Genomic DNA, 17,710 nt, shown 5'->3' on the forward strand with positions numbered 1-17,710 from the left:
CGTCCGTCGTGTGGTCGCGATCGCGAGCCGCGTCAGGCTCCGAGCCACAGGCTGAGCAACGAAGCGGCGAGCAGCGCCAGCGCCGCTGCGCCGACCGCCAGGGCCGGCACGTCCCAGCCGCGCACGGCGTCGCCGGCGCCGGTGCCGTCGCGGTGCTCGGACCAGCGGTCGAGCAGTACCGTCATCTCGTCGGGCTGTCGCAGGACGGCCCGCTCACCGCGCCGGGCCGGCTTCGGCCGCGGCAGCGACGGCCCACCCCAGCACTGGACCTTCCGGCCGGCGACCGTCTCGATCACGATCTGCCAGCGGAGCCGGACGTCGGCGACGGCCTGCCACGGCACCACGGTGCGGCGGAGCGGGTTGACCACGGTGACCGCGCGCTCGTCGATGACGATGCACGGGCGGTAGGTCAGGACCCAGAGCGCCCAGACGAGCACGGCGATCGGGCCGGCGGCACGGAGGACGACGTCCCAGCTCCCCCGGAACGCCGCATCGCCGAGCAGGAACAGGCCCAGGACGGCGACGAGGCCGGACGCCACCGCGCCCCCGCGACCAGCGCGGAGGACGACGGGGCGTCCGGCCTCGTTCGTGTCCAGGTGGATCAGCGTCCGAACTCGAACCCGGCGCCGGGGATGGCGGCCAGGAGGTCCTTCGTGTACTGCTCCTTCGGGGCAGCGAAGACCTCGTCGGTCGTCGCCTTCTCGACGATCTGCCCACGGCGCATGACGCACACGTTGTCCGCGACGAGGCGGACGACCGCGAGGTCGTGCGTGATGAACAGGTACGTCAGGCCGAGCTCGGTCTGCAGCTCGGTGAGCAGGTCGAGGATCTGCCCCTGCACGAGCACGTCCAGCGCGGAGACGGCCTCGTCGAGGACGATGACCTCCGGCTTGAGCGCCAGCGCGCGGGCGACGGCGATGCGCTGTCGCTGGCCACCGGACAGCTCGTTCGGGTAGCGGTTCACCATCGACTTCGGCAGCGCGACCTGGTCGAGCAGCTCGAGCACCCGGGCGCGACGCGAGGCCTTGTCGCCCACCTTGTGCGTGGCGAGCGGCTCGGCGATCGTGTTCCCGACGTTGTACATCGGGTCCAGGGAGCCGTACGGGTCCTGGAACACCGGCTGCACGCGACGGCGGAAGTCGAAGAGGTCCTTGCCCTTCAGCGCGCCGATGTCGATGCCGTCGAACTGCACGGTGCCGCTCGTGATGCTCTCGAGCTGCAGGACGAGCTTCGCGACGGTCGACTTGCCCGAACCGGACTCGCCCACGAGCGCCGTGGTGGTGCCCTTCTGGATCGAGAACGACACGTCGTCGACGGCCTTGAGCTCGCGGGTGGCGAGGCTCTTGCCGCGCAGCTTGTAGACCTTCTCGAGGTTCTTCACCACGATGAGGTCCTCGGCCGGACGGTGCTCGCGCTCCTGGGCCCGGGCGATCAGCTCGGCGTCGTCGTTGCCGGCGTCGGCGATGTCGACGCGCGCGTGCTGCACCTTCGACTGGATGCGACGGCTGGCCAGCGACGGGGCCGCCGCGACGAGCCGCTGCGTGTACGGGTGCTGCGGGTTGGCGAGGATCTCCTTCGAGGGACCGGCCTCGACGACCTGGCCCTTGTACATCACGACGAGCTTCTCGGCGCGCTCGGCGGCGAGGCCGAGGTCGTGCGTGATGAACAGCACCGAGGTGCCGAAGTCGCGGGTCAGGCTCTCGAGGTGGTCGAGGATGACGCGCTGGACGGTGACGTCGAGCGCGCTCGTCGGCTCGTCGGCGATGAGCAGCTGCGGGCGGCTCGACAGACCGATGCCGATGAGCACGCGCTGGCGCATGCCGCCGGAGAACTCGTGCGGGTACTGCTTCAGGCGGGTCGAGGCGTCGCCGAGGCCGGCTTCCTGCAGGACTTCGACGGCACGGTCACGGACGGCCTTCTTGCCGGTCGCCATGCCGTTCGCACGGATCGCCTCTTCGACCTGGAAGCCGATCGACCACAGCGGGTTGAGGTTCGACATCGGGTCCTGGGGGACGTAGCCGATCTCCTTCCCGCGGATCTCCGACATCTCCTTGTCGCTCAGCCCGACGAGCTCACGCCCGTTGAACTTGATCGAGCCGCCGGTGACCTCACCGGTGCCGGGGAGCAGCTTGATGATCGCCTGGGCGCTCGTCGACTTGCCCGAACCGGACTCGCCGACGATGGCCAGCCGCTCGCCCTGCTCGAGGGTGAGGTTGACGCCGCGGACGGCCTGCACGAGGCCGCTCTGGGTCTTGAAGCCGACCTGCAGGTCGGTGATCTCGAGCAGCGGGGCGCCGGAACCACCGGTGCGGCTGCTGTTCGTCTGGGTCAGTGTCTCGCTCATCGGCGGGCCCTCGCCTTCGGGTCGAGCGCGTCGCGCACCACGTCACCGAGGAGCAGGAACGCGAGCACGGTGATGGACAGGGCTGCCGACGGCCAGAAGATCGTCGACGGGTTCGTGCGGATCGACGTCTGGGCGGTGCCGATGTCGAGGCCCCAGCTCAGGGCCGACGGCGGCAGACCGATGCCGAGGAACGACAGCGTCGCCTCGGCGACGATGAAGGTGCCGAGCGACACGGTCGCGACCACGATGACCGGAGCCAGCGAGTTCGGGATGACGTGGCGCACGAGCGTCCGGAACCGGTTGACACCCAGGGCCGCCGACGCCATGACGTAGTCGGCCTGCTTGGCGCTCAGCACGGCGCCACGCATGATGCGGGCGATCTGCGGCCACGCGAACGCGGCGAGGACGAGCGCGACGGTGATCGCGTTCCGCGCGGGGATGACCGACATGATCACGATCGCACCGAGGACGGTGGGGATCGAGAAGAAGATGTCACCGATGCGGGACACGATCGTGTCGAGCCAGCCGCCGTAGAAGCCGGCCAGGGAACCGATCACGATGCCGACGATCGACACCAGGATCGTCGCGACGATGCCGACGATGAGCGAGTTCTGGGCTCCCCAGATCACGCGGGCGTAGACGTCCGAGCCCTGACGCGTGAAGCCGAGGATGTGCCCGGCCTCGGGTCCGCCGTCGCTGTTGTCGAGGTTCGACGCGCGCGGGTCGACGTGGGCGAAGAGCCCCGGGAAGACCGCGACGACGATGATCAGCAGGATCAGGATCGAGGAGATCCAGAACGTCGGGCGGGTCCGCATGGACTCCCAGGCGTCGGTCCACAGGGAACGGGTCTTCTCGTCCTCGTTGACCTGGTCGACCGCCTGCAGGGGGGTTTCTTCGAGCGGGGCGACGTAGTGCGTCGCCGAGCGGGGTGCGGCGTTACTTGGCATAGCGGATCCTCGGGTCCAGGACGGCGTAGAGCAGGTCCACCAGGAGGTTGGCGAGCATGAAGATGATGACCATCACGGCGACGAAGGAGACCACCGTCGGGCCCTCGCCGAGCTTGACGGCACGGAACACCGTGCCGCCGACACCGTTGATGTTGAAGATGCCCTCGGTCACGATCGCGCCGACCATCAGGTTGCCGATGTCGACACCCAGGTAGGTCACCACGGGGATGAGCGAGTTCCGGAAGATGTGCACGCCGACGACACGACGACGGGGCAGGCCCTTGGCCGTGGCGGTGCGCACGAAGTCGGCGCTCATGTTCTCGGCGACGCTGGCCCGGGTCAGACGCACGATGTACGCGAACGAGACCGAGGCGAGGACGATCGCCGGCAGGACGAGTTCACTCCACGGCGCCTCGCCGGACACCGTGACCCGGAACAGCCCGAGCTTGATGCCGAAGACGTACTGCAGCACGAACCCGACGACGAAGGTCGGCACCGAGATGAGCAGGAGCGACACGACGAGCGCGGTGGCGTCGAACAGCTTGCCTTTGCGCAGACCGGCGATGACGCCGACGACGATGCCGGCGACGGCCTCGAACACGAGCGCGAGGATCGCCAGGCGCGCGGTGATCGGGAAGGCCGATGCGAGCTGCTGGCTGACCGGCAGACCCGAGTAGGTCACGCCGAGGTCGCCGCGGAACACGCCGCCGATCCAGAGCAGGTACTGCACGATGAACGGCTTGTCGAGGTTGTACTGCTGACGCAGCGTCTCGATGACCTGCGGCGACGGCTGCCGGTCGCCGAACAGCGCGGCGATCGGGTCGCCGGGCAGCGAGAAGACCAGGAAGTAGATGAGGAACGTGGCCCCGAAGAACACGGGGATGAGTTGCAGGAGGCGCTTGCCGAGGTACCAGAGCATCAGATCACTGCCCGGTCCGGAGCGATGTCGATCAGGTTCATTGTGGTGAGGGGTGGACGGTCCGAGGGTCGGCACGGATGTCCGGTGCGGGAGGGCGCCCGCTGTGTGGGGGTGTTGTCACCGTGGTACGGGGGTTCGGGGACCTGTGCGGTCCCCGAACCCCCGTCCGGTGGTCGCGAGGCAGGATACCTGCTCGCGCCTTGGTCTCGAGGAGACCGGTGTTACTTCTTGACCTCGATGTCGTAGTACAGCGGCACCGAGTTCCAGCCGAACTTGACGTTCGACACGTTGTCCGCGTTCCAGACACCGGTCACGTTGGAGTACCAGAGCGGGATCTCGGGCAGGTCCTGGAACAGGAGTTCCTGTGCCTGGTCGAAGGACTTGTTGCCCTCTTCGACCGTCGCAGCCGAACGGCCCTTGGCGAGCAGCTCGTTGTACTCCTTGGAGTCGTACCGCGAGTAGTTGTTCGACGAGCCCTCACCCATGGTCGGGCCGAGGAAGTTGTACAGCGACGGGTAGTCGGCCTGCCAACCGGTGCGGCTGCCGCCCGTGAGCTTGTCGTTCGTCTGGAGGTCCAGGGCTTCCTGGAACGTCGGGATCGCGTTGCCCTCGGCCTTGATGCCGAGCGTGTTCGAGATCGAGTTCGTGACCGCGGTCACCCAGGCCTCGTGGCCACCATCGGCGTTGTACGTGATGGTGAGCGTGTCGTCGTACTTCGAGATCTTGTCGGCCTCGGCCCAGAGCTTCTTGGCCTCGGACTCGTTGTAGTCCAGGACGTCCGAACCCTCGAGGTCGTCGTTCCAGCCGGCGATCACCGGGGAGGTGAAGTCCTTGGCCGGGGTGCGGGTGCCGTCGAAGATCTTGTCGGTGATCTGCTTGCGGTTGATCGCCATCGAGACGGCCTCGCGACGCAGCTTGCCCTCTTCACCCTTCCAGTGGTCGAGGTAGTAGGGCAGGTAGATCGCCTGGAAGATCGCGGCGGCCTGGTTGACGTTCGAGTCCGGGAAGTCGGACTTGTAGGTCTTGAACGCGCTGTCCGGCACGGCGTCGAGGACGTCGAGGTTGCCGCCCTGGGCGTCGGAGTACGCGGTGTCCTGCGAGGCGTAGAACGTGATCGTGAGACCACCGTTCTTCGGCTTGCGCTTGCCCTCGTAGTCCTTGTTGGTGACGAGCTTGATGGACTGGTTGTGGGTCCAGGCCTTCTTGCCGTCGAGCTTGTACGGACCGTTGCCGATCGGGTTCTCACCGAACGCCTTGGTGTCGTCGTAGAACGCCGACGGGAGCGGCACGAACGCCGAGTAGCCGAGCGACAGCGGGAAGTCGGACTGCGCCGACTTCAGCGTGACGGTGAACTCGTCGTCGTCCACGACCTTGAGGCCGGTGAGCTCGGAGTCCTTGTCGGCGTTGTAGCCCTCGATGTTCTCGAAGAAGTAGCTGGCGCCCTGGGCGTTCGACTTCTGGGCTGCCCAGTTCCACGCCTTGGTGAACGACTCGGCCGTGACCTTCTCGCCGTTGGTGAAGGTGTAGCCGGTGTTCAGCGTGATGTCGAACGTCTTCGAGTCATCGGTGTCGATGCTCTTGGCGACCTCGTTGACCGGCTTGCCGTCGGCGTCGTACGAGACGAGACCCTCGAAGAGCGAGTCGATGATCTTGCCGCCACCGGTCTCGGTGGTGTTCGACGGGATCAGCGGGTTCTGGGGTTCGCTGCCGTTGGTGGTGACGATCCCGGACGCGTTCGCCGAGCCCGAGCCACCACCGTCGGAGCTGTTGCTGGAGCAGGCGGTCAGGGCGAGTGCTGTGGCCCCGAGCACGGCGAGGGCGGAAAGCCCGGCGCGCTTCTTGATCAAGGTTCCTCCTGGTGCATGGGACGCGCAGGGCACAGCGGTGTCGCCCGGGCGCGTTTGACCTTTGCAGCGTAGGCAAGGTGAACAGCGGCGTCCAAACCCAGGGGCGAACGGTTACACGCCGGTAACCAACTTGCACGATCCTTGCGACAAGATGCAACATTCGCGCGCGTGCCGGTGAAGGGTGCGTTTTTGTTGCATCCGCATGAAATCCATTGCACTCAGTCACACTTCTGTGCAAGTCGGGGGACGGCCGAGCATCGCTCAGGGGTACGGCTCGGGGGCCGCGTCGAGCGGTCAGGACCTGCCGTGGGTGGCACGCCGAGTGGTCACGAACTGTCGGTGGGAGCGGGTCCGGACGACGGTTCGTGACCGCTCGGCGGAACTGAGCGGGGTGCCGTGACCGCCCGGACGCCCGGACGCCCGGACGCCCGGACGCCCGGACGCCCGGACGCGACCGTGCCCCGCCCGGAGGACCGGACGGGGCACGGGGCGCACGGCGACGACGGGGTGTCGGCGCCGGTCGGGATCAGGCGAACGCCTCGATCGGCGGGCAGGCGCACACCAGGTTGCGATCCCCGTACGCCTGGTCGATCCGACGCACCGGCGGCCAGTACTTCCGGCCGCTGATGCCCGGCAACGGGTAGACGGCCTGCTCGCGGGTGTAGGCGTGCGCCCACTCCCCCGAGATCACCGACGAGGCGGTGTGCGGCGCGTGCACGAGCGGGTTGTCGTCCGCCGGCCACTCCCCGCGCTCGACCGCTGCAGCTTCGGCCCGGATCGCGAGCATGGCGTCGACGAAGCGGTCGAGCTCGGCGAGGTCCTCGCTCTCGGTCGGTTCGACCATGAGCGTGCCCGCCACCGGGAACGACATCGTCGGCGCGTGGAACCCGTAGTCGACGAGGCGCTTCGCGACGTCGTCGACCGTGATGCCGGTGGTGTCGCGCAGCGGGCGGAGGTCGAGGATGCACTCGTGCGCGACGAGTCCGTCGTCGCCCGTGTACAGCACGGGGAACGCGTCGCGCAGACGGGCCGCGATGTAGTTCGCCCCGAGCACTGCTGCCTCGGTCGCACGGGTGAGGCCCTCGAGCCCCATCATCCGGACGTACGTCCACGTGATGGGCAGGATGCTCGGGCTGCCGTACGGCGCGGCACTGACCGGGCCGCCGGCGTGGGCCAGGCGGTCGTCCGCCTCGGCGGCGGTCGCACCGGAACGCCGGTCGGCCTGCTGCGCGAACGGGTGACCGGGCAGGAACGGTGCCAGGTGCGCCTTCGCGGCGACGGGTCCCACGCCGGGGCCGCCACCGCCGTGCGGGATGCAGAAGGTCTTGTGCAGGTTGAGGTGCGACACGTCGCCCCCGAAGTCGCCGAAGCGCGCGTGGCCGAGCAACGCGTTGAGGTTCGCGCCGTCGACGTAGACCTGGCCGCCGGCGTCGTGCACGGCGTCGCAGATCTCGCGGATGTCGTGCTCGTAGACGCCGTGGGTGGACGGGTACGTGATCATCAGCGCCGCGAGGGTGTCGGCGTTGGCGGTGACGCGGGCCCGGAGGTCGTCGAGGTCGACGTTGCCGTTCTCGTCGCAGGCCACCACGACGACCTTCATGCCGGCGAGCACGGCGGACGCGGCGTTCGTGCCGTGCGCGCTCGACGGGATGAGGCAGACCGTCCGGTCCTCGTCACCACGAGCCTGGTGGTACCCACGGATGGCCAGCAGGCCGGCGAGCTCACCCTGGCTGCCGGCGTTCGGCTGCAGGGACACGGTGTCGTAGCCGGTGACCTCGGCGAGCCACGTCTCGAGGTCGCCGATCATGTCGAGGTACCCCTCGACGTCCTCGCGCGGTGCGAACGGGTGGATGTTCGCGAACTCCGGCCAGGTCACGGCAGCCATCTCGGTCGCCGCGTTGAGCTTCATCGTGCAGCTGCCGAGCGGGATCATGCCGCGGTCGAGCGCGTAGTCCTTGTCGGACAGGTGCTTGAGGTACCGCATCATGCGGGTCTCGCTGCGGTGTGCGCTGAACACGGGGTGCGTCAGGTAGTCGCTCTCGCGCTGCAGGGCGGTCGGGAGGCCCGTGGCCGCGTCGCGCACGGCGGTCTCGATCGCGGGGACGGTCACGTCCACCGCCCCGAGCACGTTCGCCAGCGCCACGACGTCGTCGGGCGTGGTCGTCTCGTCGACGGACAGCTGGAACGTGTCGGCGTCCACGACGTGCAGCAGGTAGCCGGCGTCCTGCGCTGCCGCGACGATCGCCTCGGCGCGACCGACGGCCCGCAGGGTGAGCGTGTCGAAGAAGGCGTCGTGCACGACCTCGACCCCGGCGTCACGCGCCACGGCGGCGAGTGCACCGGTGGTCCGCGCGACCCGGCCGGCGATGAACCGCAGGCCCTCGGGCCCGTGGTAGACCGCGTACATCGAGGCCATCACGGCGAGCAGCACCTGCGCGGTGCAGATGTTGCTCGTCGCCTTCTCGCGGCGGATGTGCTGCTCGCGGGTTTGCAGGCTGAGGCGGTAGGCCATCTGACCGTCGGCGTCGAAGGACACCCCGACCAGGCGACCGGGGAGCTGGCGCTCGAGGCCGGCGCGCACCGCGAGGTAGCCGGCGTGCGGGCCACCGAAGCCGAGCGGGACGCCGAAGCGCTGGCTCGTCCCGACGGCCACGTCGGCACCCAGGTCGCCGGGGCTGGCGAGCAGGGTCATCGCGAGCAGGTCGGCTGCGACGACGGCGATGCCGCCACCGGCGTGGACCCGCTCGATGACGGACGACGGGTCGACGATGCGGCCCGACGCGCCCGGGTACTGCAGGATGACGCCGAACGCGCCGTCGAGCTGGTCGTCGCTCGGGCCGTCGGCAGCGTCGAACGCGCGCAGCGTGATGCCCACGGCGTCGGCACGGTGGTCGAGCAGCGCACGGGTCTGCGGCAGCAGGTCGGCGTCGACGAGGAACGCGTCGCCCTTGACCTTGGACGCGCGGCGGGCGAGGAGCATGCCCTCGACCACGGCGGTGCCCTCGTCGAGCATCGAGGCGCCGGCGGTGGCCATGCCGGTCAGGTCGGACACCATCGTCTGGAAGTTGATGAGTGCTTCGAGGCGGCCCTGCGAGATCTCCGGCTGGTAGGGCGTGTACGCCGTGTACCAGCTCGGGTTCTCGAGCACGTTGCGCTGGATCACCGCGGGCGTGTGGGTGCCGTGGTAGCCGAGGCCGATCATGGCGCGCCGGACGGTGTTGCGGCCGGCCTTGGCGCGGAGCTCGGCGAGCGCCTCGGTCTCGCCGACGGCGGCCGGGATCACCGAGTCGGCGACGGGGCCGACGTGGATGGACTCGGGGATCGCCGCACGGACCAGGGCGTCGAGCGACGGCTGCCCGACGACGTCGAGCATGGCCTGCTGGTCGGCCGGGGTGGTGCCGATGTGGCGGTCGGCGAAGGACGTCTGGAGGTTCTCGAACGCGGTCATGCGATGGAGGCCCGGTACGCGTCGTGGTCCATCAGGTCCTCGGGGAACGAGGTGCCGTCGACCTTGATCTTCACGAGCCAGCCGGCCCCGAACGGGTCCTGGTTGACGGTGTCGGGGGTGTCGACGACGGCGTCGTTGACCTCGACGACCTCACCCTCGATCGGGGCGAAGAGCTCGCCGACGCTCTTGGTCGACTCGATCTCCCCGATCTGGTCGCCGGCGGTGGTGGCGGTGCCGACGGCGGGGAGCTCGACGTAGACGACGTCACCGAGCTGCTCGGCGGCGTGGTCGGTGATGCCGACGGTGACGGTGTCGCCCTCGACGAGCAGCCACTCGTGGTCGGCCGTGTACTGGAGTGCGGTCTGGTCGGTCATGGGGTCAGCCTTTCGAGGCGCGGCGGTAGAAGGGGAACGCGGAGACTGTGCTGGGGACGGCAGTCCCGCGGACGTCGATGTGGAGGACCTGTGCCCCGTCCGACACGGCGGCGAGCGCAGCCGGGTCGACGAAGGCCATCGCGACGGGGTGTCCGAGCGTCGGCGAGAGCGCGCCCGAGGTCACGGTGCCGACGACCGTGCCGTCGAGCACGACGTCGTAGCCGGCTCGGGGAGCACGGCGGCCCTCGGTCACCAGACCGACGAGCACGCGGGCGTCCGCCGACGGGGTGACGCCGGCAGCACCGACGAACTCGCCGTCCTTCGCGACGACGCGGCCCAGGCCGGCCTGGGCCGGACGGACGTCGGTGCCGAGCTCGTGCCCGTACAGGGGCATGCCCGCCTCGAGCCGCAGGGTGTCGCGTGCGGCGAGCCCGGCGGGGACGACCCCGCGGTCGGAACCGGCCTCGAGCAGCGCGTCCCAGAGCACCGGGGCGGTGTCCGGGTCGGTGTAGACCTCGAAGCCGTCCTCGCCCGTGTACCCGGTCCGCGCGACGAGCACGTCGGCGCCGTCGAACAGCGCGTGCAGCACCCGGTAGTAGCCGAGCTCGTCGAGCGGGGTCTCTGGCTGCAGGCGGTCGGCGACGACGAGGGCGTCGAGCGTGCCGGCCGCCGCCGGGCCCTGGATGGCGACGAGGGCCGTGGTGTCGGAGTCGTCGGAGACCTCGACGTCGAAGCCGTCGGCCCGGGCGGTCAGCGCGGCGACGGCGACGTCACGGTTGGAGGCGTTCGCGACGACGAGGAAGACGTCGTCGTCGGTCCGGTACACGACCAGGTCGTCGAGGATCCCGCCGTCCTCGGCGAGCAGCAGCGAGTACTTGGCGCGACCGATGGGCATCGTGCCGAAGGAGCCGGCGAGCGCGTGGTCGAGGAAGGCGACGGCGTCGCTGCCGGTCACCCCGATCTCGGCCATGTGCGACAGGTCGAAGACGCCGGCGGCCTCCCGCACGGCGTGGTGCTCGGCGAGGTCCGACGAGTAGCGCACGGGCATGCGGTACCCGGCGAAGTCGGTGAAGGTCGCACCGGCGGCCTCGTGCACGGCTTCGAGCGGCGACGAACGCTGACCCGGCGTGGGCAGTGGGGACGGACTCATGGCGGAGTTCTCCTGGCATCGGCAGGGCCCGGCGACGATCGCCGGGTGGAACTCCCCCTCTGTCATGGGCCTGAGAGTTTCACCGCGGCCCGTGAGGTCCGGCGGCTTTCACCGTGGGCGAGACGACCGAGCGTCTGCTTTTCAGAGTGGCCTGTCCGCTGCGGTGTGGGACCTGAGAGATTGACGGGGGGATTGCTCCTTCGGTGCCGTGCGTGCGCCCGAGGGCACGACGTACCCGGGGGTACGTGCACGGCGTCTCCCGCGACGGATGAGCGGCCGGTGTGTTCAGTTGTCCGCGACGAGCATACCGAGGCCGCGTTTCGAGCGTGTGTCGCGAGCGAGCCTTCGACATCTCGTAGAATGCGGGGATGGCCGGACAACGATCGCGCCCCCGCGGGCAGCTGGAGCAGGCGGTGCTCGACGCACTCCGCTCCGCCGACTCCGGGCGCACCGCACGCCAGGTGCTCGACGCGTTCCCGGACCCCCGCCCCGCGCTGACGACCGTCCTCACCGTGCTCGACCGCCTCGGCCGCAAGGGCCAGGTGGAACGGGAGCAGCACGACGACGCTCCCCTGACGTTCCGCGCCGTGCACAGTCGTGACGAGCAGACCGCGTCCCTGATGTCGAGCGCACTGGCCGCGTCGTCCGACCGCGAGGCGGCGCTGCTGCAGTTCACCGGCTCGCTCGCCTCGGACGACCTCGAGGCCCTGCGCCGCGCCCTCGACGCCCGCGCCCGCTCCTGACCGGCTGCGCACCGTGGTCGTCGCCGGCATCGCGCTCATCGTCCTCGCACTCGCGGTGGTGGTGTTCGCGCCCCGGGTCCTGACCCGCTCCGCCTGGACGATCGACCTGCCCCGCACCGCGCTGGTCTGCTGGTCGGTCGCGGTCCTGCTCGGCGTCGTCGGCTTCGTGGCCGGCATCACCCTCGTGGTGCTCGCCGACCGTCCGGTCACCGAACTGTTCGGCGGGGACGGCTCCCCCACGCACGGCTTCAACGTCGGCGTCGCGCTCCTCGCGGTCGTCGCGTTCGTCGTCGCGGTCCGGGTGCGCCCTGGCCCGGAACACGAGGCCGTCCGGCAGGCGATGCGTTCCGGCGTCGCCCCGCACCGCGAGATCGACGGCACCCCCGTCGCCGTCGTCGAGGCCGACCACGCACTGGCGTGCGCCGTGCCGGGTCGGAGCGGTGGCGTCCTCGTCAGCACCGGCTTGGCAGACCGGTTGCGCACCGACGAACTGGAGGCCGTGGTCGCCCACGAACGCGCCCACCTGACCCAGCACCACGCGGCTGCGGTCGCGGTCGCCGAATCGATCGAACGTGCGGTCCCGTGGGTGCCCGGTGCGCGCGCCATGGCGCGGTCGACGCGTGTGCTCGTGGAGTTCGCCGCGGACGACGCGGCGGCCCGTCGCGTCGGACGCGACGCCCTGCGCCGGGCGGTGCTGGTGGCGGACGGGAGCAGCGCGCTCGGCGCGATCCGCGCCTCCAGGCTGTCGTAGCGCCCCTGTCGGAGGCGAGGCATAGGGTGTCAGCACCGTGAAGCCACTGACCGAAGCCGACATCCGATCGTCGTTCGTGAACGCCACCCCCGACGAACTCGCACAGCTGCCCATCCCGGGCCTGCACGAGACACTCTGGGACGAACGCGAGTTCCTGGGCTGGCGCGACCCGCAGGCCGCCCGCCGCGGGTACATCGTGTCCTGGATCGACGAGCGCCCCGTGGGCATCGTCGTCCGGTCCGCCGGTGGCTCGCTGCGCCCCGGCATCGCAGCGATGTGCTCGTTCTGCCACTCGCCGCAGCCCGCGACCCAGGTCCGGCTGTTCTCCGCCGCGCGTGCCGGTGAGTCCGGGCGCAACGGCAACACGATCGGCACGTACATCTGCGAAGACCTCGGGTGCCCGATGCTGATCCGCACCGCGCCCCCGCACCTGAACCCGCCCGCGACCATCGCGATGCGTGGCGCCTCCCTGCTGCAGCGCGTGCAGAACTTCACCGCGGACATCACCAAGACGGCGTGAGCCGGTTCGGCACCGCCCGCTGGGCCGTGGTCGAGGAACTCGGCGACGGACGGTGGCGGCTGACGCTGCGGGACGAGGCCGACGACGAACTCGGCGCGTTCGGTCTGGGCGTCGAGGGACCGTGGGACCCCGACGTCGAGCCGCACGTCGGGTTCGTGCTCGTCCAGCTCGGCTTGACACTGCGCGGGGCTCGGCCGTGGCGCATCGACGAACTCGGTGACCACCGGGCGCCCGTCCTGTCGCTCGGCTGAGCGAGGACGCCCGAACGGCGTCCGCTCGCGCAGCAGGTCCGCTCGGTCAGTCCGCGGCGACGAAGTTGCGCAGGATCTCGCGGTCGTCGTCGGCGCGCATCGCCCAGGCGAGCTCGCTGCGGTGGTCGCTGCCCTCGAGCGGCAGGAGCGCCACCGTGTCGGGTGCGGCGAGCGCAGCACTCTCCGGCACCACCGTGACACCGAGGCCCACCCCGACCAGGTGCAGCACGGTCGCCCAGGTCGTGGCCTCCTGCACGATGACCGGGCGGCGGCCACCGGCGGTGACCGGTGCGAGGTTGCGCTCGGTCGCCAGGGCCCCCGCGACCGCCGGGAAGAACACGAACGGCTCGTCGACCAGTTCGGTGCCGCGGATGCGATCCCGATCCGCCAACCGGTGCCCGCGCGGCACGGCGGCGACGAAGGCCTCGGACCGGAACGGCAACAGCCGCACGGCGGGGTCCGGGTCGGCATCGCGGACGACGGCGAGGTCGAGCTCGCCGCGGACGATCCGGGCGAGCAGGGTCGACGAGTACCCCTCGGTCAGTTCCACCCGGACCAGCGGGTAGCGCTCCCGGAACGCCTGCACGCGTTCGATCGGACCGAGGGGCAGCGCGGAGACGACGAACCCGACGTCGAGCCGACCGACCTCGCCCCGACCGACCCGCACCGTCTCGTCGAGGTCCCGTCGCACCTGCCCGAGCAGCGATCGCGCACGCCCCTGCAGCACCCGGCCGGCTGCGGTCAGGGCCACACTGCGGCTGGTCCGGACGAACAGGTCGACCCCGAGCGCGCGTTCGGTCCGCCGGATCTGCTGGGACAGGGCGGGCTGCGCGATCCGCAGCTGCTCGGCCGCTCGGCCGAAGTGCAGCTCGTCGGCGACGGCCAGGAACGCCCGCAGTTGCCGGAGGTCGACGTCGGGTTCGCGATCCATGCACACAGCGTATCGATCAGCGCGAACGAGTATTGGACGTGACTGCATCATCGGTCGAGGATTGATGCATGCCCGAAGCGACCTCCACCGTCACCATCGCCGACCTCGCCACCCCCGCGGACGCCGAGGCGTTCCGCACGCTCAACGAGGCGTGGATCACCCGGTACTTCACCCTCGAGGACGAGGACCGCGTGTTCCTCTCCGATCCCGTCGGCCGCGTCGTGGAACGGGGCGGGGCCGTCCTGGTCGCCCGGCTCGACGACCAGGTCGTCGGGTGCATCGGGGTCGTGCCCACCACCCCCGGCGTGTTCGAGCTCGTGAAGATGGCCGTCTCCCCCGACCACCAGGGGCACGGCACCGGGCGGAAGCTCATCACCGCGGCGCTCGACCGGGCGCGCGAACTCGGCGCCCGCCGCATCGACCTGGAGAGCAACGCACAACTGGCCAGCGCCGTGCACCTGTACGAGGCGTTCGGGTTCCGGCACCTGCGCGAGGACGAGATCGCCCCGAGTCCGTACGTGCGAGCCGACGTGCACATGACCCTCGACCTGCCCTGACGTTCGACCTGCGCTGACGTTCGACCTGCACCGCCGTTCGACCTGCACTGACGGCGGCCCGGTCCCGGTACGCTCGCGGCATGGCGACGTACGAGGTGCAGGCGGTCCGCGAGGCCGGCGCGTGGCAGGTCTTCATCGACGGCTTCATGGTGACCGAGGTGTCCCGGTGGCCGTCCGTCGGGTTCGTGGCCCGCGAGCTCCTCGCGATGGACCGTGACGACGACCTGCGCATCCGCGTCGTCGGCCGCAACCAGTACGTGGCCTGACCGCAGCGGAGCGCGATGACCCGGTCGGTCAGCGAGCCGCGGCGACCAGCTGTTGTGCTCGCTGGTGCGAGACGTGGAGCAGTGGTCCGATCTCACGCACCGTGAGCCCGGACTCGTGCAGGACCAACGCCGCGGCGGCCGTCTCCTTGGCTGCCTCGATACGTGCGCGCTCGGACTCCTCGCGGAGCGCCACCGCACGGTCCAGGTGCGCCTGCGCCGCTTCGGGCATCGCCACCTCGACGACGAGTTCGAAGGACTCCGGATCGCGGTCGTCGTTCATCAGCGAGAGCCAGTCGCGGGCCATCAGCTCGATCTCTCGTTCGCGCTTCGCCTGCGTCCGGATGACGCCGTCGATCCAGATCACCCAGTACTTCTTGCCGCGCTCCGCGCGCACCGTGTGTCGGCTCATCGTCGCCCATCTCCTCGTCGTTGACTCGGCCGATCGCGCAAACCGGTCCAAGAGATCCGCGCGCTTCACGCTACGCGTCCAATCGGAATTGGGCAAGACTGTCTACTCGAAGTAGACAGTACCTCCCGGCCGGGTCAGCGGCACGCGCTCAAGCGACGTGCCAGACCAGCCCCTCCTGCGCGCTCGACGGGTACGCCGAAGCGATCCGGAACACGGCCTCGCGCAGGGTCTCCGGCGAGCACGCCAGGTTGAGCCGGACGAACCCGCGCCCCTCGGACCCGAACCCCAGCCCGGAGTTGAGCGCGACGTACGCGTTCTCACGCAGCGGCACCGCGGGGTCGTCGCCGAGGCCGATGCCCCGGAAGTCGAGCCACGCCAGGTACCCGGCGCGCGGCCGCGTGTAGACGACCCCGGGCAGGTGCTCGGCGAGCAGCTTGGCGAGCAGTCGGTCGTTCGCCACGATGCGCGCCACGACGTCGTCGAGCCAGTCCGTCGCCAGGGTGAACGCCGCCAGGTTCGCGTGCAGCCCGAGGATGCTTGTACGGCAGGCGACCTCCTCCCACAGGGTGTCGAGGAGCGCGGCGGTCCGGGGATCGCCGGCGACGATGACCGAGCACTTCACACCGGCGAGGTTCCAGCCCTTGCTCGCCGAGGTCACGCACACGCTGCGGGCACCGAGCGGCTCGGCGACGGCGGCGAACGGGGTGAACTGCACGCCGGGGTGGGTCAGGGGTGCGTGGATCTCGTCGCTGATGACGAGGACGTCGTACTTCGCAGCGAGTTCGGCGATCGCGACGAGGTCGGCCCGGTCGTGCACGAGCCCGACCGGGTTGTGCGGGTTGCAGAGCAGGAAGACGCCGACCCCGCCGGCGAACGCCCGCTCGAGGCCCTCGAGGTCGAGCCGGTACTGCCCCCACTGCTCGAGCAGCGGGACCTCCTCGACCTGACATCGGGCCTCTTCGACGAGCTCGAAGAACGGCGGGTACACCGGCGGCGTGATCGCGACTCGGCCGCCGTCAGGCAGCGCGAGCCGGAGCGACTCGACGATCCCGACACTGACGTCGGTGGCCAGGTGGATCCGCGACGGATCGATCTGCCAGCCCCAGCGGTCCAGCGCGAACTGCGCGAACGCGGGAGCGAGCGGCCCGGGGCCGTCGAGGTAGCCGAGGTCGGACTGCGAGACCCGTTCGATGAGGGCCTGCCGGATCGCCGGCGCGACGTCGTGGTCCATCTCGGCGACGAACAGGGGCAGCACGTCGGGCGCGTACCGCGTCCACTTGATGCTCGTCCGGACCCCGCGGAGCGTGCCGACCGGGTCCTGCTCGTCGCTCGCCATGCGTCCCAGCATGCCCCTGCCTGGAGGCCCGGCGCGACTCCCGACGTCATCCCACGTCGTCTTCGGGTGGGCTCGCGGCCGGGGGCCGTCCCGTCGGCCTACTGTCGGCAGCATGAGCACGAGCACCGCCGACAAGGCCGTCACCCTGAAGCAGCTGCACGAAGCCCCCGAAATCCTGCGCGTCGTGAACGTGTGGGACGCGATCACCGCCAAGGTCGTCAGCGACCTGCCCGGCACGAAGGCGATCGCCACCGCCGGGCACTCGATCGCCGCGTCGTACGGGTACGAGGACGGCGGCATGCCCCTCGACCTCGCCCTGTCCGGAGCCGCGATCGTCGCCGCAGCCACGGACCTGCCGGTCACCGCCGACCTGGACGACGGCTACGAGGACCCCGCCGAGACGATCCGCCGCGCCATCGGCTCGGGCGTCGTGGGCGCCAACGTCGAGGACCGGCTGCGTCCCTTCGACGAGGCGGTCGCCCGCGTCGCCGCGATCACCGCTGCGGCAGAGGCCGAGGGCGTCGACTTCCAGCTGAACGCCCGCACCGACGCGATCGTGCGGGGCGGCGAGCGCCCGATCGACGAGAGCATCGAGGACGCGATCGGCCGCGGCAAGGCGTTCCTGGACAACGGCGCCGCCCTGGTCTTCGTGCCCGGTGCGGTCGAGCATTCGGTGGTCGAGCGACTCGTCGCCGGTCTGGGCCGCGGCAAGCTCTCGGTCATCGGCCTGCCCGGCGCCCTGCCCGCCGCCGAGTACGAGGCGCTCGGCGTCGCCCGCATCTCCTACGGTCCGCTCACGCAGCGGGTCGCGCTGCGCGCGCTCCGCGACCTGGCGACCGACCTGTACGCCGACGGCGTCGTGCCGGAGGACACCCCGACCCTGAACTGACGGAGCAGACTGACGGGAGGCCCGGTGC

At 70.4% G+C, this 17,710-nt stretch carries 18 protein-coding genes and 1 riboswitch; of the genes, 7 read left to right on the forward strand and 11 right to left on the reverse strand.

Annotated elements, in window-relative coordinates:
• Positions 1–32: 32 nt before the first annotated feature.
• From BIU91_RS03110 to gcvT, 8 genes are all read right to left on the reverse strand, one after another.
• On the reverse strand, positions 33–539 hold the full coding sequence (locus BIU91_RS03110) for a PH domain-containing protein (RefSeq protein ID WP_071404172.1): 507 nt from the start codon (positions 537–539) through the stop codon (positions 33–35).
• A 62-nt stretch (positions 540–601) separates the two neighbouring features.
• Positions 602–2,344 carry an ABC transporter ATP-binding protein gene (locus BIU91_RS03115; RefSeq protein ID WP_071404173.1) on the reverse strand — a complete coding sequence of 581 codons (1,743 nt, stop codon included), beginning with the start codon at positions 2,342–2,344 and terminating at the stop codon, positions 602–604.
• Positions 2,341–3,291 (reverse strand): ABC transporter permease, encoded by a 951-nt coding sequence (locus tag BIU91_RS03120; protein ID WP_071404174.1) that lies wholly within the window; start codon positions 3,289–3,291, stop codon positions 2,341–2,343. Before BIU91_RS03120 ends, BIU91_RS03115 begins: the two co-directional genes overlap by 4 nt.
• Positions 3,281–4,210: an ABC transporter permease gene (locus BIU91_RS03125; protein WP_027464553.1), complete on the reverse strand. Its 930-nt coding sequence runs from the start codon at positions 4,208–4,210 to the stop codon at positions 3,281–3,283. Before BIU91_RS03125 ends, BIU91_RS03120 begins: the two co-directional genes overlap by 11 nt.
• Positions 4,211–4,431: 221 nt before the next feature.
• Positions 4,432–6,057, reverse strand: a complete 1,626-nt coding sequence (locus BIU91_RS03130) for an ABC transporter substrate-binding protein (protein ID WP_071404175.1) — start codon at positions 6,055–6,057, stop codon at positions 4,432–4,434.
• A gap of 526 nt (positions 6,058–6,583) precedes the next feature.
• The gene (gene gcvP, locus BIU91_RS03135; RefSeq protein ID WP_071404176.1) at positions 6,584–9,505 is read right to left on the reverse strand and encodes an aminomethyl-transferring glycine dehydrogenase; all 2,922 of its coding nucleotides are present in this window, start codon (positions 9,503–9,505) and stop codon (positions 6,584–6,586) included.
• Positions 9,502–9,879 (reverse strand): glycine cleavage system protein GcvH, encoded by a 378-nt coding sequence (gene gcvH / locus BIU91_RS03140; protein WP_017887079.1) that lies wholly within the window; start codon positions 9,877–9,879, stop codon positions 9,502–9,504. The genes gcvP and gcvH overlap by 4 nt, the downstream gene beginning before the upstream one ends.
• Before the next feature lie 4 nt (positions 9,880–9,883).
• Positions 9,884–11,029: a glycine cleavage system aminomethyltransferase GcvT gene (gene gcvT, locus BIU91_RS03145; RefSeq protein WP_071404177.1), complete on the reverse strand. Its 1,146-nt coding sequence runs from the start codon at positions 11,027–11,029 to the stop codon at positions 9,884–9,886.
• 151 nt (positions 11,030–11,180) lie between these two features.
• Positions 11,181–11,301: riboswitch (glycine riboswitch) on the reverse strand.
• Positions 11,302–11,397: 96 nt separating this feature from the next.
• Between gcvT and BIU91_RS03150 the strand changes: the two genes are divergently transcribed.
• The 4 genes from BIU91_RS03150 to BIU91_RS03165 are packed head-to-tail and all read left to right on the forward strand — an operon-like array spanning position 11,398 to position 13,294.
• Positions 11,398–11,772: a BlaI/MecI/CopY family transcriptional regulator gene (locus BIU91_RS03150; RefSeq protein WP_071404178.1), complete on the forward strand. Its 375-nt coding sequence runs from the start codon at positions 11,398–11,400 to the stop codon at positions 11,770–11,772.
• 13 nt (positions 11,773–11,785) lie between these two features.
• Positions 11,786–12,523, forward strand: coding sequence for a M56 family metallopeptidase (locus tag BIU91_RS03155; RefSeq protein ID WP_071404179.1), 738 nt, complete (start codon positions 11,786–11,788; stop codon positions 12,521–12,523).
• 37 nt (positions 12,524–12,560) lie between these two features.
• Complete coding sequence (locus BIU91_RS03160; RefSeq protein ID WP_027464546.1) at positions 12,561–13,043, forward strand: FBP domain-containing protein; 483 nt, start codon at positions 12,561–12,563, stop codon at positions 13,041–13,043.
• Positions 13,040–13,294 (forward strand): hypothetical protein, encoded by a 255-nt coding sequence (locus BIU91_RS03165; protein WP_017887084.1) that lies wholly within the window; start codon positions 13,040–13,042, stop codon positions 13,292–13,294. Before BIU91_RS03160 ends, BIU91_RS03165 begins: the two co-directional genes overlap by 4 nt.
• A gap of 46 nt (positions 13,295–13,340) precedes the next feature.
• On the opposite strand, the gene BIU91_RS03170 is transcribed toward BIU91_RS03165, so the two are convergent.
• Positions 13,341–14,225: a LysR substrate-binding domain-containing protein gene (locus tag BIU91_RS03170; protein WP_071404180.1), complete on the reverse strand. Its 885-nt coding sequence runs from the start codon at positions 14,223–14,225 to the stop codon at positions 13,341–13,343.
• 68 nt (positions 14,226–14,293) lie between these two features.
• On the opposite strand from BIU91_RS03170, the gene BIU91_RS03175 reads away from it, so the two are divergent.
• Both BIU91_RS03175 and BIU91_RS03180 read left to right on the forward strand, forming a co-directional pair.
• Positions 14,294–14,782 (forward strand): GNAT family N-acetyltransferase, encoded by a 489-nt coding sequence (locus BIU91_RS03175; RefSeq protein WP_071404181.1) that lies wholly within the window; start codon positions 14,294–14,296, stop codon positions 14,780–14,782.
• Between the two features lie 80 nt (positions 14,783–14,862).
• Positions 14,863–15,048 (forward strand): hypothetical protein, encoded by a 186-nt coding sequence (locus BIU91_RS03180; protein WP_017887087.1) that lies wholly within the window; start codon positions 14,863–14,865, stop codon positions 15,046–15,048.
• 28 nt (positions 15,049–15,076) lie between these two features.
• On the opposite strand, the gene BIU91_RS03185 is transcribed toward BIU91_RS03180, so the two are convergent.
• Both BIU91_RS03185 and BIU91_RS03190 read right to left on the reverse strand, forming a co-directional pair.
• Positions 15,077–15,457 (reverse strand): hypothetical protein, encoded by a 381-nt coding sequence (locus BIU91_RS03185; RefSeq protein ID WP_071404182.1) that lies wholly within the window; start codon positions 15,455–15,457, stop codon positions 15,077–15,079.
• Positions 15,458–15,605: 148 nt separating this feature from the next.
• A complete protein-coding gene (locus BIU91_RS03190) occupies positions 15,606–16,793 on the reverse strand; it encodes an aminotransferase class I/II-fold pyridoxal phosphate-dependent enzyme (protein ID WP_071404186.1) in 1,188 nt (395 codons plus the stop codon).
• A 112-nt stretch (positions 16,794–16,905) separates the two neighbouring features.
• Between BIU91_RS03190 and BIU91_RS03195 the strand changes: the two genes are divergently transcribed.
• Positions 16,906–17,682 (forward strand): isocitrate lyase/phosphoenolpyruvate mutase family protein, encoded by a 777-nt coding sequence (locus tag BIU91_RS03195; protein WP_071404183.1) that lies wholly within the window; start codon positions 16,906–16,908, stop codon positions 17,680–17,682.
• Positions 17,683–17,710 lie beyond the last annotated feature (28 nt).

Origin of the sequence: Curtobacterium sp. MMLR14_002 (assembly GCF_001864975.1) — a bacterium.
GTDB lineage: Bacteria > Actinomycetota > Actinomycetes > Actinomycetales > Microbacteriaceae > Curtobacterium > Curtobacterium flaccumfaciens.